The organism is Lentzea terrae (genome assembly GCF_003265345.1).
In the GTDB taxonomy this organism is placed as follows: Bacteria; Actinomycetota; Actinomycetes; order Mycobacteriales; family Pseudonocardiaceae; genus Lentzea; species Lentzea terrae.
Genome location: NZ_QFWW01000007.1, coordinates 361,049 through 385,227, shown reverse-complemented (window position 1 = coordinate 385,227; position 24,179 = coordinate 361,049). Strand labels below are relative to the sequence as shown.

General features: G+C 68.7%; 25 protein-coding genes and 2 tRNA genes. 16 read left to right on the top strand and 11 right to left on the bottom strand.

The annotated features are described in order from the left end of the window. Positions 1 to 72 precede the first annotated feature (72 nt). A tRNA-Asn gene (locus DI276_RS13820) sits at positions 73 to 145 on the top strand. Positions 146 to 220: 75 nt separating this feature from the next. Continuing rightward, complete coding sequence (locus DI276_RS13815; protein ID WP_112263828.1) at positions 221 to 958, top strand: glycosyltransferase family 2 protein; 738 nt, start codon at positions 221 to 223, stop codon at positions 956 to 958. On the opposite strand, the gene DI276_RS13810 is transcribed toward DI276_RS13815, so the two are convergent. Next, the gene (locus DI276_RS13810) at positions 871 to 1,920 is read right to left on the bottom strand and encodes a glycosyltransferase family 4 protein (RefSeq protein WP_112263693.1); all 1,050 of its coding nucleotides are present in this window, start codon (positions 1,918 to 1,920) and stop codon (positions 871 to 873) included. The genes DI276_RS13815 and DI276_RS13810 overlap by 88 nt on opposite strands. Before the next feature lie 64 nt (positions 1,921 to 1,984). Between DI276_RS13810 and DI276_RS13805 the strand changes: the two genes are divergently transcribed. After that, positions 1,985 to 2,842: an oxygenase MpaB family protein gene (locus tag DI276_RS13805; RefSeq protein WP_112263692.1), complete on the top strand. Its 858-nt coding sequence runs from the start codon at positions 1,985 to 1,987 to the stop codon at positions 2,840 to 2,842. Here DI276_RS13805 and DI276_RS13800 read toward each other — a convergent pair. Continuing rightward, positions 2,797 to 3,258 (bottom strand): GNAT family N-acetyltransferase, encoded by a 462-nt coding sequence (locus tag DI276_RS13800; protein WP_112263691.1) that lies wholly within the window; start codon positions 3,256 to 3,258, stop codon positions 2,797 to 2,799. The genes DI276_RS13805 and DI276_RS13800 overlap by 46 nt on opposite strands. An 89-nt stretch (positions 3,259 to 3,347) precedes the next feature. Between DI276_RS13800 and DI276_RS13795 the strand changes: the two genes are divergently transcribed. Continuing rightward, positions 3,348 to 3,422: transfer RNA gene (locus DI276_RS13795), tRNA-Ile, on the top strand. Between the two features lie 102 nt (positions 3,423 to 3,524). Here the strand turns inward: DI276_RS13795 and DI276_RS13790 are convergent. Next, the gene (locus tag DI276_RS13790) at positions 3,525 to 4,088 is read right to left on the bottom strand and encodes a TetR/AcrR family transcriptional regulator (RefSeq protein ID WP_112263690.1); all 564 of its coding nucleotides are present in this window, start codon (positions 4,086 to 4,088) and stop codon (positions 3,525 to 3,527) included. Positions 4,089 to 4,198: 110 nt separating this feature from the next. Here DI276_RS13790 and DI276_RS13785 point away from each other — a divergent pair, with 110 nt between their 5' ends. Beyond that, positions 4,199 to 4,900: an SDR family NAD(P)-dependent oxidoreductase gene (locus DI276_RS13785; protein WP_112263689.1), complete on the top strand. Its 702-nt coding sequence runs from the start codon at positions 4,199 to 4,201 to the stop codon at positions 4,898 to 4,900. Positions 4,901 to 4,944: 44 nt separating this feature from the next. Then, positions 4,945 to 5,805: an exodeoxyribonuclease III gene (locus DI276_RS13780; RefSeq protein ID WP_198680620.1), complete on the top strand. Its 861-nt coding sequence runs from the start codon at positions 4,945 to 4,947 to the stop codon at positions 5,803 to 5,805. Here the strand turns inward: DI276_RS13780 and DI276_RS13775 are convergent. The 4 genes from DI276_RS13775 to DI276_RS13760 all read right to left on the bottom strand — a co-directional run bounded on the left by DI276_RS13775 (position 5,783) and on the right by DI276_RS13760 (position 9,191). After that, positions 5,783 to 7,090: a HAMP domain-containing sensor histidine kinase gene (locus DI276_RS13775; RefSeq protein ID WP_112263687.1), complete on the bottom strand. Its 1,308-nt coding sequence runs from the start codon at positions 7,088 to 7,090 to the stop codon at positions 5,783 to 5,785. The two genes, DI276_RS13780 and DI276_RS13775, sit on opposite strands and share 23 nt — an antisense overlap. Next, positions 7,087 to 7,758 carry a response regulator transcription factor gene (locus tag DI276_RS13770; RefSeq protein WP_232836636.1) on the bottom strand — a complete coding sequence of 224 codons (672 nt, stop codon included), beginning with the start codon at positions 7,756 to 7,758 and terminating at the stop codon, positions 7,087 to 7,089. The genes DI276_RS13775 and DI276_RS13770 overlap by 4 nt, the downstream gene beginning before the upstream one ends. 132 nt (positions 7,759 to 7,890) lie before the next feature. Beyond that, on the bottom strand, positions 7,891 to 8,253 hold the full coding sequence (locus DI276_RS13765) for a hypothetical protein (protein WP_112263686.1): 363 nt from the start codon (positions 8,251 to 8,253) through the stop codon (positions 7,891 to 7,893). 65 nt (positions 8,254 to 8,318) lie between these two features. Then, complete coding sequence (locus DI276_RS13760; protein WP_157984699.1) at positions 8,319 to 9,191, bottom strand: hypothetical protein; 873 nt, start codon at positions 9,189 to 9,191, stop codon at positions 8,319 to 8,321. A gap of 158 nt (positions 9,192 to 9,349) precedes the next feature. On the opposite strand from DI276_RS13760, the gene DI276_RS13755 reads away from it, so the two are divergent. Further along, positions 9,350 to 9,709, top strand: coding sequence for a hypothetical protein (locus DI276_RS13755; RefSeq protein ID WP_112263684.1), 360 nt, complete (start codon positions 9,350 to 9,352; stop codon positions 9,707 to 9,709). A gap of 15 nt (positions 9,710 to 9,724) precedes the next feature. Here DI276_RS13755 and DI276_RS13750 read toward each other — a convergent pair whose 3' ends face one another. Continuing rightward, complete coding sequence (locus DI276_RS13750; protein WP_112263683.1) at positions 9,725 to 10,510, bottom strand: STAS domain-containing protein; 786 nt, start codon at positions 10,508 to 10,510, stop codon at positions 9,725 to 9,727. A gap of 235 nt (positions 10,511 to 10,745) precedes the next feature. Here DI276_RS13750 and DI276_RS13745 point away from each other — a divergent pair, with 235 nt between their 5' ends. Further along, complete coding sequence (locus DI276_RS13745) at positions 10,746 to 12,926, top strand: ATP-binding protein (RefSeq protein WP_198680619.1); 2,181 nt, start codon at positions 10,746 to 10,748, stop codon at positions 12,924 to 12,926. Positions 12,927 to 12,932: 6 nt separating this feature from the next. Here DI276_RS13745 and DI276_RS13740 read toward each other — a convergent pair whose 3' ends face one another. Continuing rightward, positions 12,933 to 13,949 carry an LCP family protein gene (locus tag DI276_RS13740; protein WP_157984698.1) on the bottom strand — a complete coding sequence of 339 codons (1,017 nt, stop codon included), beginning with the start codon at positions 13,947 to 13,949 and terminating at the stop codon, positions 12,933 to 12,935. Positions 13,950 to 14,028: 79 nt separating this feature from the next. On the opposite strand from DI276_RS13740, the gene DI276_RS51980 reads away from it, so the two are divergent. From DI276_RS51980 to DI276_RS13710, 7 genes are all read left to right on the top strand, one after another. After that, positions 14,029 to 14,451 carry a DUF6542 domain-containing protein gene (locus DI276_RS51980; RefSeq protein ID WP_232836635.1) on the top strand — a complete coding sequence of 141 codons (423 nt, stop codon included), beginning with the start codon at positions 14,029 to 14,031 and terminating at the stop codon, positions 14,449 to 14,451. Continuing rightward, positions 14,412 to 14,537, top strand: a complete 126-nt coding sequence (locus DI276_RS52965; protein WP_269814257.1) for a hypothetical protein — start codon at positions 14,412 to 14,414, stop codon at positions 14,535 to 14,537. Before DI276_RS51980 ends, DI276_RS52965 begins: the two co-directional genes overlap by 40 nt. Further along, positions 14,534 to 16,426, top strand: coding sequence for a bifunctional polysaccharide deacetylase/glycosyltransferase family 2 protein (locus tag DI276_RS13730; RefSeq protein ID WP_232836634.1), 1,893 nt, complete (start codon positions 14,534 to 14,536; stop codon positions 16,424 to 16,426). The genes DI276_RS52965 and DI276_RS13730 overlap by 4 nt, the downstream gene beginning before the upstream one ends. A 33-nt stretch (positions 16,427 to 16,459) precedes the next feature. After that, complete coding sequence (locus tag DI276_RS13725) at positions 16,460 to 17,014, top strand: TetR-like C-terminal domain-containing protein (protein ID WP_112263678.1); 555 nt, start codon at positions 16,460 to 16,462, stop codon at positions 17,012 to 17,014. 77 nt (positions 17,015 to 17,091) lie between these two features. Then, entirely contained in the window at positions 17,092 to 18,285 is a 1,194-nt protein-coding gene (locus DI276_RS13720) for a cytochrome P450 (protein ID WP_157984697.1), read from the top strand. Then, positions 18,285 to 18,479, top strand: a complete 195-nt coding sequence (locus tag DI276_RS13715) for a ferredoxin (protein ID WP_112263826.1) — start codon at positions 18,285 to 18,287, stop codon at positions 18,477 to 18,479. The genes DI276_RS13720 and DI276_RS13715 overlap by 1 nt, the downstream gene beginning before the upstream one ends. A gap of 310 nt (positions 18,480 to 18,789) precedes the next feature. Next, positions 18,790 to 19,716, top strand: a complete 927-nt coding sequence (locus DI276_RS13710) for a hypothetical protein (RefSeq protein WP_157984696.1) — start codon at positions 18,790 to 18,792, stop codon at positions 19,714 to 19,716. Between the two features lie 224 nt (positions 19,717 to 19,940). Here DI276_RS13710 and DI276_RS13705 read toward each other — a convergent pair whose 3' ends face one another. Further along, positions 19,941 to 20,378 (bottom strand): hypothetical protein, encoded by a 438-nt coding sequence (locus DI276_RS13705; protein WP_112263675.1) that lies wholly within the window; start codon positions 20,376 to 20,378, stop codon positions 19,941 to 19,943. Positions 20,379 to 20,450: 72 nt separating this feature from the next. Here DI276_RS13705 and DI276_RS13700 point away from each other — a divergent pair, with 72 nt between their 5' ends. Continuing rightward, on the top strand, positions 20,451 to 23,375 hold the full coding sequence (locus tag DI276_RS13700; RefSeq protein WP_112263674.1) for an AfsR/SARP family transcriptional regulator: 2,925 nt from the start codon (positions 20,451 to 20,453) through the stop codon (positions 23,373 to 23,375). A 5-nt stretch (positions 23,376 to 23,380) separates the two neighbouring features. Here DI276_RS13700 and DI276_RS13695 read toward each other — a convergent pair whose 3' ends face one another. Continuing rightward, on the bottom strand, positions 23,381 to 24,178 hold the full coding sequence (locus DI276_RS13695) for a phospholipid scramblase-related protein (RefSeq protein ID WP_232836633.1): 798 nt from the start codon (positions 24,176 to 24,178) through the stop codon (positions 23,381 to 23,383). Position 24,179: the final 1 nt, after the last annotated feature.

The following is a 24,179-nucleotide window of genomic DNA, read 5'->3' as shown; positions in this document are numbered from 1 at the left end:
GTTTTGAGGCTCATGTAGAGTTACCCACTGTCAGGAGGAACCAAGCCTGACAAGCAGGACACAACAGAACATTCCCCCATAGCTCAATTGGCAGAGCATGCGACTGTTAATCGCAGGGTTACTGGTTCGAGTCCAGTTGGGGGAGCGTAACAGCAGGTGAGGCCCCTTCCGGATGCGGATGGGGCCTCTTCTCGTTTTGTGCGGAGCTGGCCCTGTGCGCATGATCTCGGTGATTACCGCCGTCTACGACCCGGAGCCGGGCCACCTTCTCGAGGCGTACCGATCGCTCGCGTCCCAGGAGCTTCCGGACGGCTGGGCGTGGGAATGGCTGGTGCAGGAGGACGGGCGCACCGGCGTCGCGCGTGACGTTCTTCCCCCTGACGAACGGGTTGTGCACGGTTCAGGGCGGAAGGGCGGGGTCGCGATCACCCGCAACCTCGCGCTGTCCCGCGCCCGCGGCGAGCTGGTGAAGAACCTGGACCAGGACGACGTGCTGACCCCCGGCGTATTGGCACGCGACGTCGCGGCGATCGGGAGCGGGGTCCAGTGGACCACGTCGCGGGCGCTCGACCTCATGCCCGACGGCTCGCTGGTCGAGTTCGACGGCGATCTTGCTGGAGGCCGGCTGGAGCCTGGTGTGGTGCTCGACCACTGGCGCCGCAACGACTTCCGCCTGCCCGTGCACCCCACGACGATGTGCCTGCGGCGTGATCTCGCGGTGCTGCTCGGCGGGTGGATGGCGGTGCCGGGCAGCGACGACACCGGTCTGTTGATCGCAGCGAGTGTTTTGACCGCCGGCTTTTTCGAGTCTGCTGTCGGGCTGCACTACCGGAAGTGGCCAGGGCAGGGGTCGGCGTCCGGCAGCGCGCACTACGAGACGGTCGAGTGGAACGCGCGGATGAAGCTGATCAACGAGCGGGCGGAGGCGCTCCAGTCCATGGTGGACACTCGCGCGTAGCCGGCTTGGACGCATTTCGCGCGCAGGGCTTCGTCTTCGAGCATCTTGATGACGGCTTCGGCCAGTCCGGTGCCGTCTGCGAGAAGCGCGTTCTCGTTGTGGGTGCAGAAGTCCTCGACGCCGCCGTTGCGGGTGCTGACCACCGCCGCTCCGCACGCCATCGCCTCTGCCGCGGGAAGGCCCCAGCCCTCGGTGCTGGAGCTGCACAGGAAGACCGCGCTGCGGTGGTAGACGTCTTCGACGAGCTGCTCGCCGTTCAGGCCGTGGTGGTAGGTCATCCACTCCGGCAGGTCGTCGGGGCGAGGGCTGACGCCGAACGCGTTGACCTTCAGGTCCGGGATCTTGGTTTTGACTTGTTCGAGTGCTTTTGTGCCCGTTGCGAATCCCTTGGACGGGTGTTTGCTGACGAGCATCGCCACTGAGTTGCCGCGTGGGTGGTCTGTTGTCGGTGGCCGGAACGTCTTGTGGTCCAGGCCGTTCGGCACCACGGTGACGTTGCTGTTGCCGAGGCCCTCGAGCGTCCTGGCGAGGTAGCTGGAGACGGCGATCTTGGGGAAGTCCATCTTCAGCACATCGTGTAGTTCTTCGACGCCGTCCCAGGTGTCGTAGTTCTGGACGAGGTGGAACGGCGTGCTCTGGACGTGGGGGAGCAGGCGCGCGGTCGGCCAGTGCGTGGCGATCGTGACGTCGGCCGGCGGAAGGTGCGCCGGCTTGAGCTCGGGCACGATCATCAGCCGGACCCGCGGGTCGATCTCGAACCAGCTCACGGCTCGTCGCAGCCGAGCCTGGCTCCGGCCGTGCCACAGATCGCGCATGGCCTCCTTGACGTCGTCCCGCCACCGCTCGTGGACGACGGTGACCTCGCATCCCAGGTCGGTCAGCCGGTTCGCGTACTCGTAGACGACGCGGAAGCCGCCGATGGGCGCGCGGGGAAAGAGGTGCAGGACGAAGGTGATGCGCAACGGTCGATCCTTGTCATCCGACTGGGGCCTGGTGCTTCTGCGGCGGTTGAGTCAGCTTGGGTGGATGGCCCGCTTCGCGAATCTACGCCGCATCACGTCGCTGGACCCCGTCACCGACCACGAGGAGATCATGCGGATCTCCGCGGGCCTGGACTTCCCGTGGGACTACCAGAAGTCGCTGGAGCTGGCGCTGTTCCGCACGTACTGCGTGCCGTCGATCTCGGGCCTGCTGGAACGCACCGGCGAGTTCGAACGCCGCCCGCAGAAGCGCTACGACGACACCGCGGTCCTGATGGCCGAGCTCGTCGAACACGGCTACGACTCCCCGCGCGGACGTGAGGCGTTGCGCGTCGTGAACCGGCAGCACGGCCGTTACTCCATCTCCAACGCCGACATGCTTTACGTGCTGTCGACGTTCATCTACGACCCGATCGACTGGATTGGTTTGTACGGATGGCGGCCGTTGTCGCGCAACGAGCAGTTGGCCGCGTTCCACTTCTACCGCGCGGTCGGTGCCCGCATGGGGATCCGGGACATTCCCGCGGACTTCGGTGCGTTCCGGGCCTTCAAGGAGGCCTATGAGCAGTCGAACTTCGTGTTCGCCCCGTCGAACCGCCGCATCGGCCAGTACACGCTCGACCTGTTCTGCTCGTGGTACCCGTCAGTGCTCGAGCCGGTGGTCTCGCGGGCGGTGATCGCACTGCTGGACCCGCTGATGGTGCGCGCGTTCGGGTTTTCGTCGCCGCCGGGGTGGGTTGGCGTGGTGGGGCGGCTGACGTTGCGGATGCGGGCGCTGGTGGTGCGCCGGATGCCAGTGCGTCGTTCGTTGAAGCTGACCCGCGCGCGCAACCGCACCTATCCCGGCTACCCGGACGGCTACCGGCCCTCGGACCTCGGGGCGATCTCCAGCACCGCGCGCTGACCGTTGACCGTGCAGCCCATGGCCTTGAGGAACTCCTTGCCGGGCTGGAAGTCCGTCAGGCTCACGTGCACCTGCGTGATGTCGGGGTAGCGCTGCGTGAGCGCCGTGGCCATCGCCCTGCCGATGCCCCACCTGCGGAGATCCTTCGGCACCAGGAAGAACCCGATGCTGGCCTCGTGCCGCGCGGGGTGGTCGAGGACGAGGTCGACGAACCCGATCATGCCCTGAGCCTCGGCGACCAGCAGGTGCTTCTGCTCGAACGTCGCCCCCTCCGGCAACGCGTAGAAAAGACTCTGCACGTCACCGGGCCCCGACGGATGTCCCGTGGCAGCCTGGAACCAGTCGTCGCAGCCGGCGAACAGCCGCAGCACCTCGGGCTCGTCCGCCGGGGTGAAGTCGCGGAGGATCAGACGCACGCGTGCAGCCTATGTGTCGCTCGCCACGGGGGCGCGCAAGGCCCGTTCGGCGTGATCGGTATCCTCCACCACGCAGCGTGAGCCGCGCGGGGGAAGTAGCTCAGTTGGTCAGAGCAGCGGACTCATAATCCGTCAGGTCGTGGGTTCGAGCCCCACCTTCCCCATCCACTCGTGGGCGAGGTGTGTCGGCGAAAAGCGCCGACCCGCCTCGCTCCTCGTGTCTTCTGGGGCACGAACCCCCAGACCTCCGCGGGCTCTTTGCGCTCTCATGGGGTTCGTGCGCGCAGGCCTTCGACGTAGATGGACAGGAAGCGCCGCCACTCGCTCGGCGAGTCCCGGATCACCTGGGCCATTGCCCTGGTCAGGGTGGCCATGTCCGCGATCGTGTAGTCGGCGCGCAGCGTGCCGGCCTCGATCGCGCGGGTGATCAGGGTGCCCACGTGGCTCGTGCCGCGGTGGCAGGCCGAGACCACCTCGGGGGCGTTGGGCAGGTCGCGGGCCAGGACGTCGTTCAGGCCGCGGTCCTCGGCCTGCAGGGTGTAGAGGTCTTCGAGGTAGCCGGCGAACGCGTGCCACGGGTCGGAGTCGGCCAGGGCCTTCGCGCCGATGACGTCCAGGGCGGCCAGGCGCTCGGGGAAGATCGCCGTCGTGAAGTCCTCGCGGGTCGGGAAGTGCTTGTAGAGCGTGCCGATGCTGACCTCTGCGCGGCGGGCGATGTGTTCGAGCGGCACGTCGAGGCCGCGTTCCGCGAACAGTTCCGCGGCCGCTGCCAGCAGCTTCTCCCGGTTGCGTGCCGCGTCCGCACGCAGGGGCCTCGACGCGGTGACCATGGCCGGGATCCTACGCGGCGGATAAGTCGAGGGTGCCCTCGAATTCCGTGGTAGCGTCGGCCGCATAAGTCGAGGGTGCCCTCGACTTGGCCTGAGGAAGGACGAAAGCCATGTCTCCCACCGCGGTTGTGCTCGGGGTCGGTCCTGGGCTCGGCATGTCCATCGCGCACCGGTTCGGGCGTGAGGGCTACGACGTCGTGCTGGTTTCGCGCAGCAGCGAACGGCATGGCAGGTATCTGGCCGAGCTGGCCGCAAAGGGTGTGCGGGCGCGGGCGTTCGCGGTCGACGTGCGCGAGAGGGAGCTGCTCAAGTCCACATTGGACGAAGTTGGTCCGGTCGACGTCGTCTACTACGGGCCCGGAGCCACCGACCTCGACGACCTGCCCAACGAGATCAGTTCGACGTCGTCCGACGAGGCGCGGGCCGCCATGGACTGGCTCTACCCGGCGATCGACGTCACCGAGCACGTGCTGCCGAAGATGATCGAGCGCGGAGGTGGGCTGCTGTTTGCGGGTGGGCTTAGCGCGGTGGTGCCGATGCCGGTGCTCGGTGCGTTGGCGTTGACGGCGGCGGCGTTGCGCAACTACGCCGTGACGCTGAACGCGGCGTTGGCGGACAAAGGTGTGTACGCGGGCACGCTCATCATCGGCGGTGTCGTCGAACGTGGTGACATCCATCAGGCCGTGCAGAGCAAGCCCGAGCAGTTCGGGAGCTTGGCCGGGCACACGCTCGACCCGGACGACATCGCCGAGACCGCGTGGCAGATGTTCGTGAAACGGGACCGGGCGGAGGAGGTGTTCAACATGCTCTGAAGCGTTCGATGCGGGCTTGAGTTCCGGTGACTACGGTTGACTGCGTGCGAGTGGCGACGTGGAACGTGAATTCGGTCAAGCAGCGCGTGCCGAGGCTCCTGCCCTGGCTGGACCAGCGCAAGCCCGATGTCGTGTGCCTGCAGGAGACCAAGCTGGCCGATGACGCCTTCACGGCCTTGCTCGGCGCGGAACTGGCTGAGCGCGGCTACGAGGTGGCGCTGTTCGGCGAGACGCAGTGGAACGGCGTCGCCCTGCTGTCCAGGGTCGGGCTGGACGACGTCGCGGTCGGCGTGGCCGGGGCGCCCGGATTCCCGCACGTCGAAGCCCGCGCGGTGTCCGCCACGTGTGGTGGGGTGCGCGTGCACTCGCTGTACGTGCCCAACGGCCGTGAGCCCGAGTCGGACCACTACAAGTACAAGCTGGAGTGGCTCGCCGCGTTGCGGGACGTGCTGGAGGCCGGGCCCGACGACGCCCTGGTGTGCGGGGACATCAACATCGCTCCTGCCGATGCCGACGTCTTCGATCCCGAGGCCTACATCGGGCAGACGCACGTGACCGAGCCGGAGCGGGCCGCGTTGCAGGCCATTCAGGCGCTCGGCTTTCACGACGTGGTGCGGGATCGGTGGCCCAACGAGCGGATCTTCAGCTACTGGGACTACCGGGCCGGGATGTTCCACCGGGACCTGGGAATGCGGATCGACCTGATCCTGGCTTCGTCTTCCGTCGCACCGAGGGTGCAGGCCGCTTGGGTCGACCGGCATGCGCGCAAGGGGACCGGGCCCAGCGACCACGCGCCGGTGATCGTGGACCTGGACACGGCGCCGGACGGGGACATCGGGCCGGTGGTGCCGCCGCCGTCGTCGCCCGGCGCGAAGAAGAAGGTCAAGCTGCCCCAGGCGAAGTAGGCAACGTGACGGTGAAGGCGGCGCCACCTTCCGGGGCAGGTCCCGCCTTGATCGTCCCGCCCATCCGCGTGACCAGCCCGTGCACCAGCGCCAGCCCCACCCCGGTGCCCACCGGCCGCGTCTCCTGGTACCGCGCGTGCAACACCCCGCGGTCGAACGCGACGGGGTAGTCCTCCGCCGCCAGTCCTGGCCCGCCGTCCCGCACCTCCAGCACGGACGACAGCGCGAGCACCACCGGGCGACCGGCGGGCGTGACGCGCAACGCGTTCTCCATCAGACCGTCGATGACCTGGCGCAACCGGCGCGCGTCGGCCCACACGGTGGGTGAGGCCGTGACATCCAAAGAGAAAGCCACGCCTCGCGCGTGGCAGCGGGCGTGCCAGACCTCGGCCGCTGAGCGCACGACGGGTTCCAGGGCCACGGCCGCCATGTCCAGGCGGAAGTCGTCGGCGCCCAGGCGGGCCAGGTCCAGCAGGTCGGTCACCAGCCGGTCCAGGCGACGGGCCTCGTCGAGGATGACCGTGCCGACCGGGGCCACCTGCGCGCCGGACACCACGCCGTCGGCCAGGGATTCCGCGAAGCCCGTCACGGCGGTGAGCGGGGTGCGGAGCTCGTGGGAGACCGAGAGCAGGAAGTCGCGTTGGCGGGATTCACTGCGCTGCAAGGCATCTGCGAGTGAGTTGACGGAGGTGGCCACCTCAGCGAGCTCGACCGTCCCCGCCACCGGCACGCGGAGGTCGCGGCGGCCCGTGCTCATCGAGTGCGCCACGGAGGCCACGCGTTTCAACGGACGGGCCAGGACGGAACCCAGGGCCAGGCCGGCCAGGCACGCCACGGCCAGGCCGATGCCCAGGGCGAACAGGATGTTGCGGACCAGTTTGCGGTAGGTGTTGCTGGTCTCGGTCTCCTGCACGAGAGCGAAGCCGCCGGCCCCTGACGCGCGGGCCTCCACGTTCAGGCGGCCGCTCACGCTGGACACCGGCTCACCGCCCACAACGCGACCCGCACCCACGTCGCGAGCCGCACGCACGGCTGCACGATCGGAGCCGGAAATCTCACCGGACGAGGAGATGCGGACGATCGCGATCCCCTGACCCTCCAGGACCTGCTCGACCCGAGCGTTGGAGATCTGGCCCGACACCACGTCGGCCTGGGAGCGCAGGATCTCGCGGCTCACCTGTTGTGAGGTGGACAGCACCAGCCGGGTCGACACGAGGCCGGCGACGAGCACGGCGACGAACGCGACTCCCAGACACAGCAAGGCGATGCGGGCGGCGAGGTTCATGACGCGTCCGCCGAGTAGCCGACACCGCGCACCGTCCGAATTGGACTCGAAGCGCCGAACTTGGCCCGCAGCTGGGCGATGTGCACGTCGACCGTGCGCGTGCCGGCGACGGAGGCGTAACCCCACACGGCGCTCAGCAACTGCTCGCGCGAGAACACCTGACGCGGGTGCTTCATCAGGTACGCGAGCAGGCTGAACTCCGTCGAGGTCAACGAAACCTCCGCAGAACCGGCAAACGCACGACGTTCGCCGACGTCCAGCCGCACCGAGCCCACCTGCAGAACCTCCGAGACAACACTGGAAGAGCGCCGCAGCACGGTTCGGACGCGCAGAGCCAGTTCGCGCGGGCTGAACGGTTTGGTGATGTAGTCGTCGGCGCCGAGTTCCAGGCCCAGCAAGCGATCCACCTCGTCATCGCGTGCGGTCACGAACAGCACCGGGGTCCAGTCGCCCGCGGCACGCAGCGCGCGGCAGACCTCGATGCCGTTCATGCCCGGCAGACCCACGTCCAGGACCACGGCGACCGGCGACAACGAACGGACCGCGGCCAGTGCCGCGTCCCCCGAGGACTCGACCTGCACGCCGAAGCCGTCGCGCCGCAGGTAGAGCGCGACGAGCTCGGCGATCGCCGGTTCGTCCTCCACGACGAGCACCAGGCCACGTTCCACGCGTTCACCCCGGCTGGTTGATGTCCGACTCGATGCTGTTCAGCGTTGATTCCACATCATCGAGGTCCGACACCGGCGCCTCGCCCCGGCACGCCGTCAGCGACAGGACCAACAGCACAAGAGCAACCCACCTCACTTGGACCCGCAGTGCTCGGACTTGAACTTGGCGACCCGCTCCGCGGCCTTGCCCAGCTTCACCAGTTGCGCGTCCCGCAGCTTCAGCCGCGCGTCCAGGACGTCGGCGCGTGCCGTGTTGCCGGCGGCACGAGCGTCGGCGGCCTTCTGCTCGATCCACTTCTTCGAGCCCAGCGTCTCCGGGCTGCCGTTGATCCGGTCGGTCAGCGCCTTGACGCGAGCCTCGGTCCGCGGCACCCGCTGAGAGCAGATCTGCTGCACCTTCTCCGGGCTGATCGTGATCGGTTCCTGCGCGGACGCGGTCCCAGCGCCCAGCAGCAGCATCCCGGCCACGAGCCCACCGATTCGCGAAATGTTCATGGCACAGAACGATGCGGCAGCACGGTCAGAAGACGGTCCGCCGAATGTTCGGGTTCTGCAAAGACTCAGCGCAACGAGACCCCGCGGGAAGCCGCCACCTGCAGCATCGGCCGCATCCGGTCCCACACCCGCTCGGACCGCAACCCCTCCGCGGCACTGATCGCCTGCAGCCCGACGGTCTGCGCCTGATCGTCGTCCCCGTCCAGGAAGTGGCACGAGGCCAGCGCGATCAGGCAGAACGTCGAGCTGCGCGCCATGCTCGGCCCGAACCCCTCGATCGCCGACGTCAACGCCGGAATCGCGTGCCGGGTGTCCCCGAGTTCGGCGTAGACGGTCCCGATCATCGCCGTCAGGTCGGTCTCGTCGTGGAACCGGGCCCAGTCCGGCACGTGCGAGAGGTCCGCGCGCGCGAACGCGTCCTGTGCCTTGCCCAACGCACGCAACGCTTCCGCTGAACGGGCCTGACGCGCGTACGCCCACGCCTCGTTCGAATGCATGATGCTCGCCGCCAACGGCGCGCACGCGCCCCTCTGGAAGTAAGCCAGCGCATCACCCGGTGCGCCGTGATGCAGATGCACGCGCCCACGCCGGTAAACGATGTTGGTCGTCAGGTCCTCGTCGTGACGCGCAAAATCGAGAGCACGGTCGAAATGGTGATACGCCGCGCCGACCTGACCGCTGTCGAACGACGTCCATCCCGCGAGGTTGTGCAGATCGGCTACTGCAGACAACAAACGCGAGCGCACCATGTCCGTGGCCGATGCCGCCAACAGCTGCTGCGCCCAGTAGATCCGGACGATGACGGCGTCACGGCACGCCCCTCCGCCGTACTGGTAGTCGACCGACCTCAGCGAATGCGTCTGCGACTCCAGCTGTTCCACATCGCTCATGCCGATGCGGGCGGAGTGCGGGGGAGGGAAGTACGCAGGATCTGCCATGTGGAATACCTCTGCGCCGCGCGGTCTGCACCGAGCCTAGGGTGCCCACGAGCGGGTGAGAAGAGGGTTCTATGCCGAATGGAATTCGGCGCAACTGACGATTAAACAGGTAATAATGCGGGTATACCTGACTCCGTCGGCAGAGCAAGGTTCTTGCCATGAGGCGACGCACGCACCTGCGGCTGGTGACCTCCTTCGAGGCGGAGGACTCGACGTTGACGGCGGTCCTCAGCGCCGAGGACCTGGCTGAGGAGCTCGGCCTCGATCCCCACGCCCGAGTGACGTGCGGTCTGCATCGTTGCTGGTTGCACCAGTGCGTCGCCTCGCCGGACCACGTCATCCCGGTCACCGGCCATCGCTGGTGCCGCCCGTGCCGCTGTCCTCTCGAGGTGTTCGTCAACGAGACGACTGCGCGGCTCTTCTGTCCCAGGTGCGGCACTGGCACCCCGGACACGGCGGCGAACCGTCAGGTCGTGCGGGCGTGCCGTACCAGCATCGCGGCGATGCACGCCCAGTAGAACGACCCGGAAGCGTTAAGCCTGGTGGGTGAAGACGGCGGCCTCCGGCAGGTAGCTCGGGGGCCGCTGGCTGTCCTCCGGCACATCGAGCAACGCCCAGATGATGTGCCGCCCACCGCCAGCCGGCGTCTCACCCATGGTGAAGTTGCAAACGGCGATGGACGCGACGTTGCGCCGCATGATGTTCCACTGCCTGAGGTCCAGCCGTGCGGTCGTGCGTACGGCAACGGACAACTTGTCCGCACGCATGCGCAGCAGCAGCGCCAACGGACTGTCCTCGTCCTCGATGTGCGACACGAGCTCCACGGCCACTTGCGGGGCGACGTCGAGCAACGACTGGACGCCCCACCGTTCGCAGGCGCGTTCGGTGATCCGTTCCGCCACGTGCGGCAGACACCGGCACGTCGGCAGCGCCGCGTCCACGCGGTCCTCGTGCCGCAGCCGGACGACCGCCGTCAGCGCGGCCTGCGTCGTGGGGTACATGGGGATGTGCCGGGGGAGACCACGCGACTCGAGCGTCGCCCGCAGCTGGTGATCACTGACGACGAGGCTCAGCGAGATGCCCGGCCAGCGCGCCGCGGACAGCCACACCACGTCGAACACCACGAGCAGCGCTGGCGACTCGGCGACGAGGTCGTCGAGCTGCACCACCACGCCGACGAGCTCCTTGGTGGCGCAGTCGAGCAGCACGTCCTGCACGCGCATGTACGTCGACCAGTCGAGGCGGCCGCTGAACCTGACGACGAGCACGCCGTTCTGCTCGCGGATGTCGACGTCGAGACCTCTGCTGTCACCGGCCATGATCCGTCCCCTCGCGCAAACGGCACCCAGCCTTCAAGGTTGGAGGCGTCACACCGGGAGACCTAGGGGGTAACTACCCGTGTTTCGGCGTTGGTACCTCCGGGGGACCGCGTTGCAGCGGGAGATCGCGCCGACCTAGGGTGCCGCTGTGGGCGGTTCGCTTTCCCCAGGTCGCAAAGGTAATTTGCCTGCTGACACAACTAGTTTCGTCGGCCGCAGGCTCGACGTCGCCGAGGTGAGGAGACTCCTGTCCGAGTCTCGTCTTGTCACTCTTACGGGTGTCGGTGGCGTCGGTAAGACACGCCTGGCGTTGCGCGCGGCCGGGGAGACGTCGAGGGCTTTCCGCGACGGTGTGTGGTTCGTCGAACTAAGTGGTGTCACGGATCCGGAACTGGTCGTGCACACGGTTCTGGAACAACTGGGCGTCCACGACGACACGGTCCGCCAGCACCGCACCGTCCTGGTGGAACACCTGCGGGACCGGCAGGCGCTGATGGTCCTCGACAACTGCGAGCACGTCGTCGAACCCGCGGCCGCCCTCGTGGACGCGTTGCTGCGTGGCGTGCCGGGGCTGCGCATCCTGATCACCAGCCGCGAACGTCTCGGCGTCGACGGCGAGCACCTCTGGCAGGTCGCCCCGTTGCCGCAGGACCCGGCCGTGGTCCTGTTCGCGGAACGGGCCGCGGCCGTCGAGCCCGGTTTCGCCGTGGGACTGCACAACCACGACAAGGTCACCCAGATCTGCACGCTGCTGGGCGGCATCCCGCTGGCCATCGAACTGGCGGCGGTGCGCCTGCGCGTCCTCACGCTCGACCACCTGCTGTCCAGATTGGACGACACGTTCCGGGTGCTCGCGGAGGGCAAGCGCGGCGGCGACCCGCGGCACCAGACGCTGCAGGCCGCGGTGGACTGGAGCTTTCACCTGTGCACGCGGTCCGAGCAGATCCTGTGGGCACGGGCGTCGGTCTTCGCCGGCACGTTCGACCTCGAAGCCGCGGAACGGGTCTGTTCCGGCGACAGCGTTACGCCGGAGGAGGTCATGCGTTCGCTCGCGGGCCTGGTCGACAAGTCCGTCGTCGTGGCGGAACCGCACCCGGCGGGCACGCGGTTCCGGTTGCTGGAGCCGTTGCGCCAGTACGGCCTGGAGAAGCTGCGCGCCGCCGGCCGGGAGCAGGTGTTGCGGGAACGGCATCGCGACCACTTCATCGAGTGGGCCGAACGCCGCGAGCAGGAGTGGTTCGGCCCGAGCCAGCCGGAGATCTTCGCGCGCACCCGGATGGAGCACGCGAATCTCCGGTCGGCACTGGACTTCTGCTTCGAGGAGAGCAGCGACCGCGGCGTGCACCTGGCCTCGACGCTGTGGTTCTTCTGGGCGTGCTGCGGGATGCTCGGCGAGGGCAGGCACTGGCTGGACCGCTCACTGCTCATCCCCGCGTCCCCGGCCGACCGCGCGAAGACCTTGTGGGTCAACGGATATGTGGCGACGTTGCAGGGCGACCTCACGGCGTCGGCCGCCATGCTGGAGGAGTGCAGGGAGTACGCGAAGTCGGCGGGTGACGAGGTCGCGCTCGCCTACGCGACGCACCGGCTGGCGTGCACCCATCTCGTCGGCGACGACCTGGACCAGGCCGACGGGCTGTTCGAGGAGGCGGTCCGCCTCTACCGCGGCCAGGGGACGGTCAACAGCCACACCATGCTCGCCGACATCGAGCTCGCGATCTCGGCGACGTTCCAGCACGACTTCCCCGCCGCGGAACGGCTCTGCCTGCGGGCGAAGACCGTCGGCGAGGAGCACGGCGAGCTGTGGGCGCAGGCGTACGCGATCTACGTGCTGGCGTTGTGCGCGTGGGTGAGCGGTGACTTCGACCGGGCCGACCAGTTCGGCCGCGAGTGCCTGCGGATCAAGCGGACGTTCCACGACCTGCTCGGCATCGTGCTCGCGATCGAGGTGCTGGCCTGGATCGCGGCCTCGCAGGGCAACGCGGTCCGCGCCGCGACGCTGCTGGGCGCCACCAGCGAGATCTGGCAGTCGGTCGGCTACCCGATGTTCGGGTCGCGCTACTTCGGTGCCCCGCACGGCGAATGCGAGGCCACGACCATCGCGGCGCTCGGCGAGCAGGAGTTCCGCGCCGTGTTCCGCAAGGGCATGGACCTCGAACTGGACGACGCCATCTCGTTCGCGATCGGGGACGAGGTCGCGGAGGAGCTGCCGGCCGTCGCCGCGCCCACACCGTTGACCAAGCGCGAGCAGCAGGTGGCCGACCTGATCGCCGGTGGCATGTCGAACAAGGAGATCGCGGCCAAGCTGGTGATCGCCCGCAGAACCGCGGAGGGGCACGTCGAGCGGATCCTGCAGAAGCTCGGCTTCACCTCCCGCGCCCAGATCGCGACCTGGGTGACCGAAAGGCGCGGTTAGACGGTTCTAGTCAATGCACGGCACGCCGTCGGCGGACGGCGGCGGCGCGGTGGCCAGTTCGGTCACCTTCGACCGCACCTTCTCGGCGTCGACCTTGTTCACGTCCTTGCCGTCGAGGTGCGCGCCGCCCTCGACCGGCAGCGTCTCGAACCGCACCTCGGTCGGCACGTTGCGGGCGAACTCGGTGAGGTCGAACCTGGCGTCCAGCACGACGTCCTGCTTCGCCATGTCGATCATCGACTGGACGGCCGCCACGTCCGCGCCCTTCACCCGGCGCACGACGGCCGCGAGGAACGCCTGCTGGCGCTTCGTGCGGTCCAGGTCGCCGTTCGGCAGGCCGTGCCGCTGGCGCACGAACGACAGCGACTGGCCGGCGTCCAGGTGCTGCGGGCCGGCGGGGAAGTCCGCGCCGGACAACGGGTCCTTGGTCGCCTTCTGCAGGCACACGTCCACGCCGCCGAGCCCTTCGGCGATGTGGAAGAACCCGATCAGCGAGATCTCCACGAGGTGGTCGACCGGCTGGTTCAGGAACCCCGCCACGGTCTGCACCTGGGCCTTGCGCCCGGCCTCCCGCCCGGCGCGTTCCAGCGTCCGCTTGTCGTTCTGGCCGATCGCCCGCAGCCGGTCCTCCTCGGCGACCTTGGCCCGCCCGTAGGCCTCCTTGATCTTGCCCTCGCCGCCGGACGCCAGCGGCACGAGGTTGTCGCGCGGCACGGACATCGCGACGGCCGGCCCGGAAACCGGAATGTGCAACAGGATCAGCGTGTTCGCGTTGTAGCCGCCGCGGTCGCTCTCGCCCGCCTGCAGGCGCCGCAGCACGTCGTCCGGCAGCGGTTCGCCGTGCAGGTCCAGCCGGGTGGTCAGGCCCATGATCAGGATGTTGCGGCCGGACGACGAGCGGGGAGCGTCGTCGGGGATCGCGTCGGACCGCTCGATGCCCGTCGAGATCGTGGCGACGGTCGACCAGGCGATGCCCGACACGACGAGCACAGCCGCGCACACGACCACCCACGTGGTACGCATGAGGACGAGAAAGGCCGTGCGGTGATAGCGGCCACGTGATCGCATGACGAGACACCCCCGGCGGCTATTCTAGGTGGTCATGGGGGTTCAGCTGCCGAGTCTGGCGGCGCTCGCGGTGCTGGCGGTGTTCACGCAGGTGGGGATCTGGGTGGACGGGGACAACCTCGGCTGGCCCTTCGGCGTCTGGTTGGTGGCGGGTGCGCTGCTGACTTCGGCGCTCGTGCGTCGCGTGGGGTTGTGGACGGTGGCACCGGCGCCACCTGTCGTGTTCTTGGTCGTCGCGGTGGGCAATGCGGCCTGGCGGCGGCAAACGCAGTGGCAGTCGTTCTGGGGGAGCAGCAAGGAGTTCGCCGCGGACGCGGTCCCGTGGTTCGTCAACGGGTTCCCGTGGCTCGCGGCGTCGGTCGGCGCGGCTCTGGTGGTCGTCGTCGTCCGGACGGTTTCCGGGGGGAAGAAGAAAGAATGCAGGTCTTCGTCGACGCGGTCGGCAGCAGACGGGTAGTGGCGCGGCTGGTCAGCCTGACCGTCGCAAGTGGACTGATCGGGTTCGCCGCCGTGGTCGGTGGCACGCTGCTGGAAGTGTGGTGAAGCGCCCGCCGCGGCTGCACTGGGTCTCCATCCTGCTCGGTTTGCTCGTGCTGATCAGCGTGGTCTCGTTCCACGCCCACACCGCGATCAGGCCGGAACCGGTGCAGCACGCCCGCGAACACCGGGAGCTGCCGGAACGCACGCTCGCGCTGGCGTTCCACGGCGGCCCGGATCCGAAGTGGACACCGCGGCTGCTCACCGCGCTGCGGGAGATCAACGTCAAGGCGACCTTCTTCGTCATCGGCACCCAGGTCACCCGCAATCCCGAGGTGACCAGGCGCATCGCGGACGAGGGCCACCAGATCGCCATCGACGGTTTCCGCGCCGAGGGCGACCACGGCGATGCGCTGAACCTCGCGTTCGCGCAGGCCGCGCTGGCGGACGCGCTCGGCGTTCACACGCGGCTCGTCGGCGCGCCCGTCGAGGTGGACAGCGGCGACCGCGACCACCAGGACATCGGCACGCTGGTGCGGATGTCGTTGCAGCACGGCAGGGGAGTCGTCCGGCTGCACGACGACGGCAGCATCGGCGCCGACATCGCCCGTGAACTGGCCAGGGCGCCCGGCTACCGGTTCGTCACGGTCACCGACGACCGCCCCGTCGAGGCCACCGCGACCCAACGCTTCACCGGTGCGGTGACGACGTGGTCGCAGCGCAACGGCGGCATCGTGCTGATGCTGCTCGGCACGGCGATCGCGATCGCGGCACTGCTCGGTCTGCTGCGCACCCTCATGCAGCTCGGCCTCGCGCACACCGACCGCCGGCTGCGCAGGGAGGCCGCGCAGTCGCCGCCACCGTGGATCACGCCACCGGTCTCGGTGATCATCCCGGCGTACAACGAGGCGCTGAACATCGCCGCCACGGTGCGGTCCATCGCCGCGAACAACCACTGCGCCGACGTCGAGGTGATCGTGGTCGACGACGGCTCGACGGACGGCACCGGCGACCGCGCGGAGGAGCTCGGCCTGCCCGGCGTCACGGTGCTCCGGCAGGCCAACCAGGGCAAGCCGGCCGCTCTCAACACCGGAATCCGCAAGGCGAAGCACGACGTGCTGGTGCTGCTCGACGGCGACACGATCTTCGAGCCGGACACGATCGGCGAGCTCGTGCAGCCGTTCGCCGACGAGCAGGTCGGCGCGGTCTCCGGCAACGCCAAGGTCGGCAACCGCACGGGCCTGCTGGGGCGCTGGCAGCACCTCGAGTACTGCGCCGGGTCCAACCTGGACCGGCAGATCCTGCACGCGTTGCGCTGCATCCCGACCGTGCCCGGCGCGGTCGGGGCGTTCCGCAAGTCCGCGCTCACCGACGTCGGCGGCATCAGCGACCACACGCTGGCCGAGGACACCGACCTCACGATGGCGGTCACGCGGGCGGGGTGGCGGGTCGCGTACCGGCAGCAGGCGAAGGCGTGGACCGAGGCGCCGAGCACGGTCCCCGGGCTGTTCCGGCAGCGTTACCGCTGGTCGTACGGCACTTTCCAGTCGATGTGGAAACATCGCGGGGCGTTGCTGGAGAACGGGCCGATGGGCAGGTTCGGCCTCATCTACCTGCTGGCGTTCCACCTGCTGCTGCCGCTGCTCGCGCCGCTGATGGATCTGTATGTTGTATACGGTTTTCTGGTGGCAGACGCGCCGCTCGGATTCGTCGTGTGGACGGTATTCCTGCTACTGCAGACCGCGAGCGCCGGCTACGCGCTGAGGCTGGACGGCGAGTCGCTCAAGCCGTTGTGGGCATATCCCCTACAGCAGATTGTATACAGGCAGCTGATGTACGCCGTGGTCATCCAGTCGTTGATCACCGCGCTGCACGGCACGCAGCTGCGGTGGATGAAGGTGCGGAGGACGGGTCTGCTCGCGGACGCGCCCGGCGGTACGGTGCACGTCACCTAAGTCGGTGTCGGGCAGGGAGCACGGTTGGGTCGCATGCCCTTGGACGCGCCGGAGCGTCTGCAGGAGGTCTTCGCCGCCGTGCTCGACGTGCTGGCCGAGGTCGGCTACGCCAGGTTCAACATGGACCTCGTCGCGGCCAGGGCGCGGGCCAGCAAGGCGAGTCTCTACCAGCGCTGGCCGTCCAAGGCGCGGTTGATCATGGATGCGCTGAAGGCGAACCTGCCGGAGCTGCCGCAGCCGGACGAGGGCACGTTCGCCGAGGACGTCCGGCAGATCCTGCGCTCGTGGGGCGAGCCGATGCCGTTCGACACCGCGGGGATCTTCCTCGGCCTGCTCGAGGGCAGCCGCCAGGACGCCGATCTCGCCTGCCTGCGCGAGGAGCACGTCGACCGCGCCTACACGAAGCACCTGCGGATCGCGGTCGACCGGGCGAAGGCGCGCGGCGAGCTGCCGGACCGCCTCGACGCCGACATCCTCATCACCGCGCTGATCTCGACGTTCGTCCTGCGGTCAGAAGAACAGGGCGTGATCGACGGAATCGTCGACGGCCTGTTGAGACCGCTGATCGGGACCTTTCGAACCAAATAACTCGTCAGCTCGTAGTTTCTTCGCTACGTTCGGTCATGGTTTCAAAAGAACAGTTTTGTTCTGTTGAGGAGACTCCCGTGACTGAAGCTGCCGTCTGTCCAGTCCCCCACGAGAACCGCGTACACCCGCTCGGGCCGCCCGCCGGCTTCGAGGAGGCCATCAGCAACGGACCCGTGCGGATGCGCTGGCCGAACGGCGTCGAGGGCTGGCTGATCAGCAGTTACGCCGGGGTGCGGCAGGTGCTGTCGGACCAGAGGTTCAGCGCGAACCGCAATGGTGGGCCGGAGATGCGCACCGAGGGCGAGCCCGTGCTCGACGCCGGTCAGCCCGGCAACATGAACTCGATGGACGGCGAGGAGCACCTCCGGCTGCGCCGTCCGTTGTCGCGCGGCTTCATGGTCAAGCGCCTCAACGAGATGCGGCCGCGCATCCAGCGAATCGTCGACGAGCACCTCGACGAGATGGAGCGCGCGGGTACTCCCGCCGACCTCGTGTCCTCGTTGTGCCTGCCGGTGCCGTCGCTGGTGATCGCCGAACTGCTCGGCGTTCCGCCAGAGCACCAGGCGCTGTTCCAGGCCACCGCCAGGGAGATGCTCGGCAAGAACGGTTCCAGGGCCGAGTACGAGGCGAAGGCCGCCGAGCTGGGCCAGGTGATCGCCAAGGTCGTCGCGGAGAAGAAGGCCTCCGGCGACACCAGCGACATGATCGGCCTGATGGTCAACGAGACCGACTTCGACATGGACGAGCTGATGCTGCTCGCCATCGGTCTGCTCGTGGCAGGCCACGAGACGACGTCGAACTTCTTCGGCCTCTTCACGCTCACCCTGTTCGAACGTCCCGACCAGCTGGAGATCCTGCAGCGCGACCCGAGCCGCGCCGACGTGATCGTCGAGGAGCTGATGCGGTACACGATCGGCAGGCTCGGCGGCGCCGGCATCGCGCGCAGGGCGCTGGAGGACGTCGAGGTCGACGGCGTGACCGTGCGGGCGGGCGAGTGGGCGGCGGTGTCGTTGCACGCCAACCTGGACGAGGAGCTCTGCCCGCACGCGAGCGAGCTGGACCTGGAACGCCGGGCCGTGTCGCACCTCGGGTTCGGCTTCGGTCCGCACCAGTGCCTGGGCGCGAACCTGGCCCGCGCGGAGCTGCAGATCCTGCTCCGGTCGCTCTTCACCCGGTTCCCGAACCTGCGCCCCGCGGTGCCCGTGACGGAGATGAGCTTCCGCGAGGACATGATCACTTACGGCGCGTCCGCGATCCCGGTGGTGTGGTGATGACGGTCCGGATAGACCAGACGGGATGCATCGGATCGGGTCAGTGCGTGCTCGCCGCACCGGACGTGTTCGATCAGTCGGATGACGACGGGCTCGGGTTCGTGGTGATCGCCGAACCTCCTGCCGACCTGTTGCCGGGGGTTCGTGACGCAGTCGACCGGTGCCCCGCTCAGGTGGTGAGCCTGGAAGAGTGACTTGATCGGCCGTTCCGGTGAGGTGTCCTCACTGGAAATTGATTCAGCTCCCTTTTGCTGACACCTCGATGGCCCCTTTCCGATCACGCTGCCCGTCCAGAATCGTAGGCGCGACCACCACGGCGTTGTGGTGGTCGCGCGCACGTGTTCCGGGAGAGTCCAAAGACCCTTCCCGACCAGGCCGAACAACGGGATGGTGGCGACGGCGCGGTGAGTACCGGCGGTGTGTAACGGGTACCTGTTTGCAGCGGGTGTCCAGCGCACGTCAGGAGGACCAGCTATGTTCAACGGCGAAGCTTTTCCAGCTCGCGTGGACAAAACAGACGTGCGGCACGTGGAAACGCTGACGAGTGCCTTGCGGGCACTCGACTACGAATACGGCGGAGGCGCCTGCCGGGATGCCTGCGTCGCATTGTTGAACTGGGCGAACCCGCTGCTCGACGCCGGCTCGTCCGGACACGTGCTGCAACGGCTCCAGGTGGCCATCGCGGACCTGCACAACCTGGCCGGCTGGGCGTCGTTCGACATGGGACTTCTGGAGTCCGCGCATCTGCACTTCGGCCGTGCGATGGATCTCGCGCGTGCCTCGGGCAACAGCGCGTTGGAGGCCAACATCCACTACCGGATGGGCCGCGTGCATCTGCACTACGAACTCGCCGAGGACGCGTTGGCGTCCTTTCAACGCGGTCTGCCCATCGCACAGGCCAGTGGCTCCACATTGGCCGTGTCGATCCTGCACGCCAACGAGGCGTGGGCGTTCGCGAAGATGGGTGCCGAAAGGCAGGCGTTGCGCCAGTTCGCACGCGCGGAGGAGGAGTTCCAACGCGCTGAGGCCGAGGACGCACCGCCGTGGGCACGTTTCTTCGACCTGGCCGACCTGGTGTCGATCGGCGGCATGGTCCACACCGAACTCGCGCGCACGTGCGACGTGAAGTACGCGCGGTCCGCCATCCCGTTGCTGACCAGGGCCATCGCCTCCGGTGGCGAGGAGGCGTCGCGCAGCCAGTCGTTCCGGCTTGCCGCGCTGGCCGTGAACTACCTGGTGCAGAACGAGGCCGAACACGCGCGGGACATCGGGGAGCAGGCGATCGCGGTGTCCGGCCCCATCCGCTCGGCGCGCACGCGGGACCGGATGCGGCCGTTGAAGCAGGAGGCGGAGCGGTTGCGGGGCAACGAGGCCGCGGACGAGCTGTCGACGCGCCTCGGGGAGTTCATGTCCTCGCGGGGAGCGGCTTGAACAGAGCGCTGTGACCGTCGGCCTTCGCCCCGTATTTCGACGCTCAGACGGCCGCGAGGCGCCCTGCTGAGCGCCGGAAGACGCGGCGGAGGCCGACGGTCACAGCACTCCTGGAAGGCACCGCCGGGGCTCGAGGAGAGGTTTGGGCTTCGAGTCCCGGCGGTGCCAGTGCCCGAACGACGCCTAGCTGGGGGGCCTTGGCGCCGCTCGGCGTTCTGGTGTGATCAGCAGCGGATGTCGGTGCGCACCCGGTAGGTCATGGCGCCGGAGTACCACTCGACGTACGCGGAGGTGCAGTCGTTCAGGGTGTTGGTGCCGCGGGACCACAGTTCCTGCTGGCGGTAGCGGCCCTTCTCCAGACCGGGGTGGCCGTACGGCTCAGTCGCGTCCTTGTGCGCCCATTGCTCGATCGAGATGAGCTTCGGCGTGTACGGAGCGCCGCCGTTGTGGACGTCCGACCAGGTGTAGACGTACGCCCAGTTCTTGCCGCAGCCCTTGAACTGCTTCACCGACGCCCACTGCTGCCCGTGGTCGCCGACGTGGGCGGTCCTGCCGATCTGCGTCACCGGTCCGCAGCCGGGAGCGCTCTCCGCCTGTGCCTGACCGGCCGTTGCCACTCCCAGGAGCAACGCGGCGGCGGCCACGAAGGTTGTGCGCTTCATGGGCGAGAAGCATCACGCTACCCGCTGACATTTCGCTGACACCTTGGGTTACCGGCTGGTTAGGATCGGCACATGCAGCGCCGGTGGGGGTTCAAGGTTCTCGGATCGTTGCAGGTCATCGACTCGGGCCGGGTCGTGGAGCTGCGTTCGGCCAAACAGCGTGTCCTGCTTGCCGCGTTGTTGATGAAGGCCAACGCGCCGGTCTCGTCGTACGAGCTGATGGAACACCTCTGGGGTGAGGAGCCGTCCGGTTCCGCGCGCGCGACGCTGCAGACGTACGTCATGCGGTTGCGCCAGTCGTTGGACGACCTCGCGGACCGCCAGCTGGTCCGCACCTGGCCGACCGGCTACTCGATCCACGTCGACGACGACCAGCTCGACCTGCTGACGTTCCAGCGACTGCGGGCAGAGGCTCGGCGCGCGCCCGACCTGGAGACCGAGGCCCGGCTGCTGGGCGAGGCCGCGGCGTTGTGGCGGGGCCCGGCGCTCGACCAGGTGTCGTCGCTGCGGATGGAACAGACCGACGTGCAGCGCCTCAACGAGCAGCGCTGGGAGGTGCTGGAGCGGCGCAACGACGCCGAGCTGCAGCTGGGCCGGCACGACCAGATCGTCGACGAGCTGCGGTCGCTGGTCGCCGAACACCCGCTGCGCGAACGCTTCTGGTACCAGCTGATGCTGGCGCTGCACCGGACCGGGCAGCAGGCGCAGGCCTTGGACGTGTTCCGCCGCGCCAGCGACGTGCTGGCCGACGAGCTCGGGATCGACCCGAACGCCGAGCTCCGCGCGCTGCACATGGAGGTGCTGACCGGGTCGTCCGCGCCGGTCGCCGTGCAGGCCGGGCCCTCGTGGCTGCCGCCGGCGGTCGGTGACTTCTCCGGACGGGCTGACGAGGTCGTGCGGCTGACCAACGGGTTGCGCGCCGGTGGGACCTGGACGATCACCGGACCCGGCGGTGTCGGAAAGACTTCGTTGGCCGTCCACTGTGCGCACGTCGTGCGGGACGCGTTCCCGGACGGGCAGCTGTACCTGAACCTGCGCGGGGGCGAGCACAAGCCCGTCGAACCGGCTGCCGCGCTGGACCGGTTGCTGCGGGGCCTCGGCGTCTCCGGCGGCGCCATTCCGTCCTCTGTGGACGATCGGGTGGACCTCTACCGGGACCTGTTGTCGGACCGGCGGATTCTGGTCGTGCTGGACAACGCGATCAACGAGGCCCAGGTGCGGCCGTTGCTGCCGGGGACCACTTCCGGGGCGGCGCTGGTGACGTCGCGGGCGGCGCTGGCCGGGCTGGAGGCCGCGCACGTCGTGCCGCTGGACGTGCTGCCCTCGGCTGACGCGCTGGCGTTGCTGCGTGCGGCGGTCGGCGAGGCGCGGTGTGCCGCGGAACCCGTGGCGGCCCAGGAGATCGTGACCTACTGCGGCCAGTTGCCGCTGGCGTTGCGGGTGGCCGCCGCACGGTTGGTGGCGCGTCCGCACTGGCAGCTCGCGAAGCTCGCGGGCCGGCTGTCCGACGAGCGGCGCCGGTTCGACGAACTGTCGCTGGGCGACCTGGACGTGCGTGCTTCGCTGGCCCTGTCCTACGACGGGCTGGACGAGTCGCACCGGACCGCGTTCCGGTTGCTGTCCTTGGTCGACACGCCGGATTTCCCGGCCTGGATGGCGTCACCGCTGCTGGGCCTGGACCTCGACGACGCAGAGGACCACGTCGAGGCGCTGGTCGACGCGCGGCTGGTCGACTACGCGGGCCGCGACGCGCTGGGCCAGGTGCGCTACCGGCTGCACGACCTGCTGCGCGCGTTCGGCCGGGAGGCGGCTTCCGAGGATCCCGCTGTTGCTTTGAAGGCGTTGTTCGAGCAGTGGCTGGACCTGGCCACGCGTGCCGACGTCGAGCTGCCGCACCAGGCGATCCGGCTGGAACCCGTTGCGCTGCCACGGTTCGACCTCGGCGACGCGGCCGACTGGTTCGACGCCGAGTGGCAGAACATCCACGCGGTGATCACCCAGGCCGCCGCACTGGGCCTCGGCTCGCTGGCCGCCGAGCTGGCCATCCGGTCGACGGCGTTCTGCGATCTGCGGGCCAGGTTCGACGACTGGGAGCAGATCAACGAGCTCGGCCTGTCCTGCGCGCCGCCGGAACGCAAGCCGATCCTGTTCCAGCAACGCGGAATCCTGTGCGGCCGGCTGCACAGGTACGCCGAGGCGTCCGCCAACTTCGCCGCCGCGCAGGAGGGTTTCGCGCTCGCCGGTGACGCGTGGGGCGAGGCCTACGCCTGGTACGGCATGGGGTGGATGCACGAGTGGAGCGGCCGCCAGGCGGAGGCGCTCGTGGCACACCGCGAGGCCATGACCCGGTTCGTGGTGTCGGGCAACCCGCACGGCGAGATCGAGGTGCTGTGCTCACTGGGCGCCATCGAACGGCGGGCCGGTGGCCTGGCCGCGGCGCAGGAGTACCTGGAACGGGCGCGGCGGATCGCACGTGAGCTGGGAGACGAGCAGAGCGAGCTGATGGCGACGCTGGAACTGGGGCGGCTGCACCAGTTCACCGGTGAGCTGGAGACGTCGGCGGCGTTCCTGCGGGCGTCGCTGGCCGCGGCGCAGAAGCTCGGCGACCCGGACTTCGCGGCGAACATGCGGCTGTTCCTCGCCGACACGCTGATCCGGTCCGGGCAGCTCCCGCTCGCCGAGGAGCAGCTGCGGCAGGCGTGGGAGTTCTTCGAGGAGCACAACGACCGGCAGGGCCGGATCTGGGTGTGGCGCTTGAGATCCGGGCTGGCCGACACGCCAGAGGAGGCGCTGCGGCTGGCGTCGCTGGCCCTGGAGTCGGCTCGGGAGATGGACTCGCCGCCGGAGTTCGGGCGGTCGTTGCGGGTGTTCGGCAACGCGTTGGAGCGGGCCGGGCGGGTGGACGAGGCTCGGGAGCACTGGCGGCAGGCGGAGGAGACGTTGACGGCGGCCGGGTTCCAGGCGGAGGTCGACGAGCTCCGCCTGGCCACGTCGTAGGCGGGCTAGCCCTGGTTCTGGCTCAGCACCGTGTCGACGGTGACGCCGGACGCCACGATCATGCTGAGCAACGGGTCCGGCACCTGCCGGTGGAACTGCACGACGTAGTTGTCCGCGGTCGAGAACATCGCCTTCGAAAAGCCCTGCCACGTCTTGGTGATCCGCGCGACCTCGGTGTCGGTGTGGTCGCGCAGCGAGAAGTTCCACGCGCGGAAGTTCTCGGCGTAGATGCCACCGACCTTCATCCCGTTGCACACGTAGGCGAACCGGACCTTGCCGAACACGTTCTCCTGCACGATCTCACCGATCGGCATGCCGTCCCCGCGCTCGACGAGCACCTTCGACTTCCACATCGTCGCCGGACGCACCAGGCGCAGCAGCGGATGTCCCTGCACGTCCCGGATCTCCAGCCGCACGTCCAGCATCGAGTCGAGCTTCGTGAAGGCGCGCAACGCTTTGGCGGCGCCGGACTGGCCGACCTGTTCGACGGTGCCGATGTGGCGGGCGTGCTGGTCGTAGATGACGTAGGAGTTCGACATCTCGATGAGCTTCGCCTTCTGGTTCACGACCAGGACGGGCTCGGTGAACAACGTGCCGCCGCCGAACCCGGCTCCTTGGGCACCGGCGCGCTGGACCTGCTGAGCCACGCGCTCCTGGCCCGTGCCGCCCATCTGCATTTCCACGTGGTGCGCGTCGGTCTGCTGCTGGCGCGGCTGCACGTGGGGCGTCCACTGGGCGCCGTCCCACCACCGCACGAAGCGCGGGTCGGCGTTGTCGGGATACCAGCCAGGCGCGAGGTTCACG

Bases quoted from the DNA above. Each gene is read 5' to 3' on its own strand.
- DI276_RS13815 (WP_112263828.1), top strand. From the start codon at position 221: ATGATCTCGGTGATTACCGCCGTCTACGACCCGGAGCCGGGCCACCTT.
- DI276_RS13805 (WP_112263692.1), top strand. From the start codon at position 1,985: ATGGCCCGCTTCGCGAATCTACGCCGCATCACGTCGCTGGACCCCGTC.
- DI276_RS13790 (WP_112263690.1), bottom strand. From the start codon at position 4,088: ATGGTCACCGCGTCGAGGCCCCTGCGTGCGGACGCGGCACGCAACCGG.
- DI276_RS13785 (WP_112263689.1), top strand. From the start codon at position 4,199: ATGTCTCCCACCGCGGTTGTGCTCGGGGTCGGTCCTGGGCTCGGCATG.
- DI276_RS13775 (WP_112263687.1), bottom strand. From the start codon at position 7,090: ATGAACCTCGCCGCCCGCATCGCCTTGCTGTGTCTGGGAGTCGCGTTC.
- DI276_RS13765 (WP_112263686.1), bottom strand. From the start codon at position 8,253: ATGAACATTTCGCGAATCGGTGGGCTCGTGGCCGGGATGCTGCTGCTG.
- DI276_RS13760 (WP_157984699.1), bottom strand. From the start codon at position 9,191: ATGGCAGATCCTGCGTACTTCCCTCCCCCGCACTCCGCCCGCATCGGC.
- DI276_RS13755 (WP_112263684.1), top strand. From the start codon at position 9,350: ATGAGGCGACGCACGCACCTGCGGCTGGTGACCTCCTTCGAGGCGGAG.
- DI276_RS13750 (WP_112263683.1), bottom strand. From the start codon at position 10,510: ATGGCCGGTGACAGCAGAGGTCTCGACGTCGACATCCGCGAGCAGAAC.
- DI276_RS13740 (WP_157984698.1), bottom strand. From the start codon at position 13,949: ATGCGTACCACGTGGGTGGTCGTGTGCGCGGCTGTGCTCGTCGTGTCG.
- DI276_RS51980 (WP_232836635.1), top strand. From the start codon at position 14,029: ATGGGGGTTCAGCTGCCGAGTCTGGCGGCGCTCGCGGTGCTGGCGGTG.
- DI276_RS52965 (WP_269814257.1), top strand. From the start codon at position 14,412: ATGCAGGTCTTCGTCGACGCGGTCGGCAGCAGACGGGTAGTGGCGCGG.
- DI276_RS13725 (WP_112263678.1), top strand. From the start codon at position 16,460: ATGCCCTTGGACGCGCCGGAGCGTCTGCAGGAGGTCTTCGCCGCCGTG.
- DI276_RS13715 (WP_112263826.1), top strand. From the start codon at position 18,285: ATGACGGTCCGGATAGACCAGACGGGATGCATCGGATCGGGTCAGTGC.
- DI276_RS13705 (WP_112263675.1), bottom strand. From the start codon at position 20,378: ATGAAGCGCACAACCTTCGTGGCCGCCGCCGCGTTGCTCCTGGGAGTG.
- DI276_RS13700 (WP_112263674.1), top strand. From the start codon at position 20,451: ATGCAGCGCCGGTGGGGGTTCAAGGTTCTCGGATCGTTGCAGGTCATC.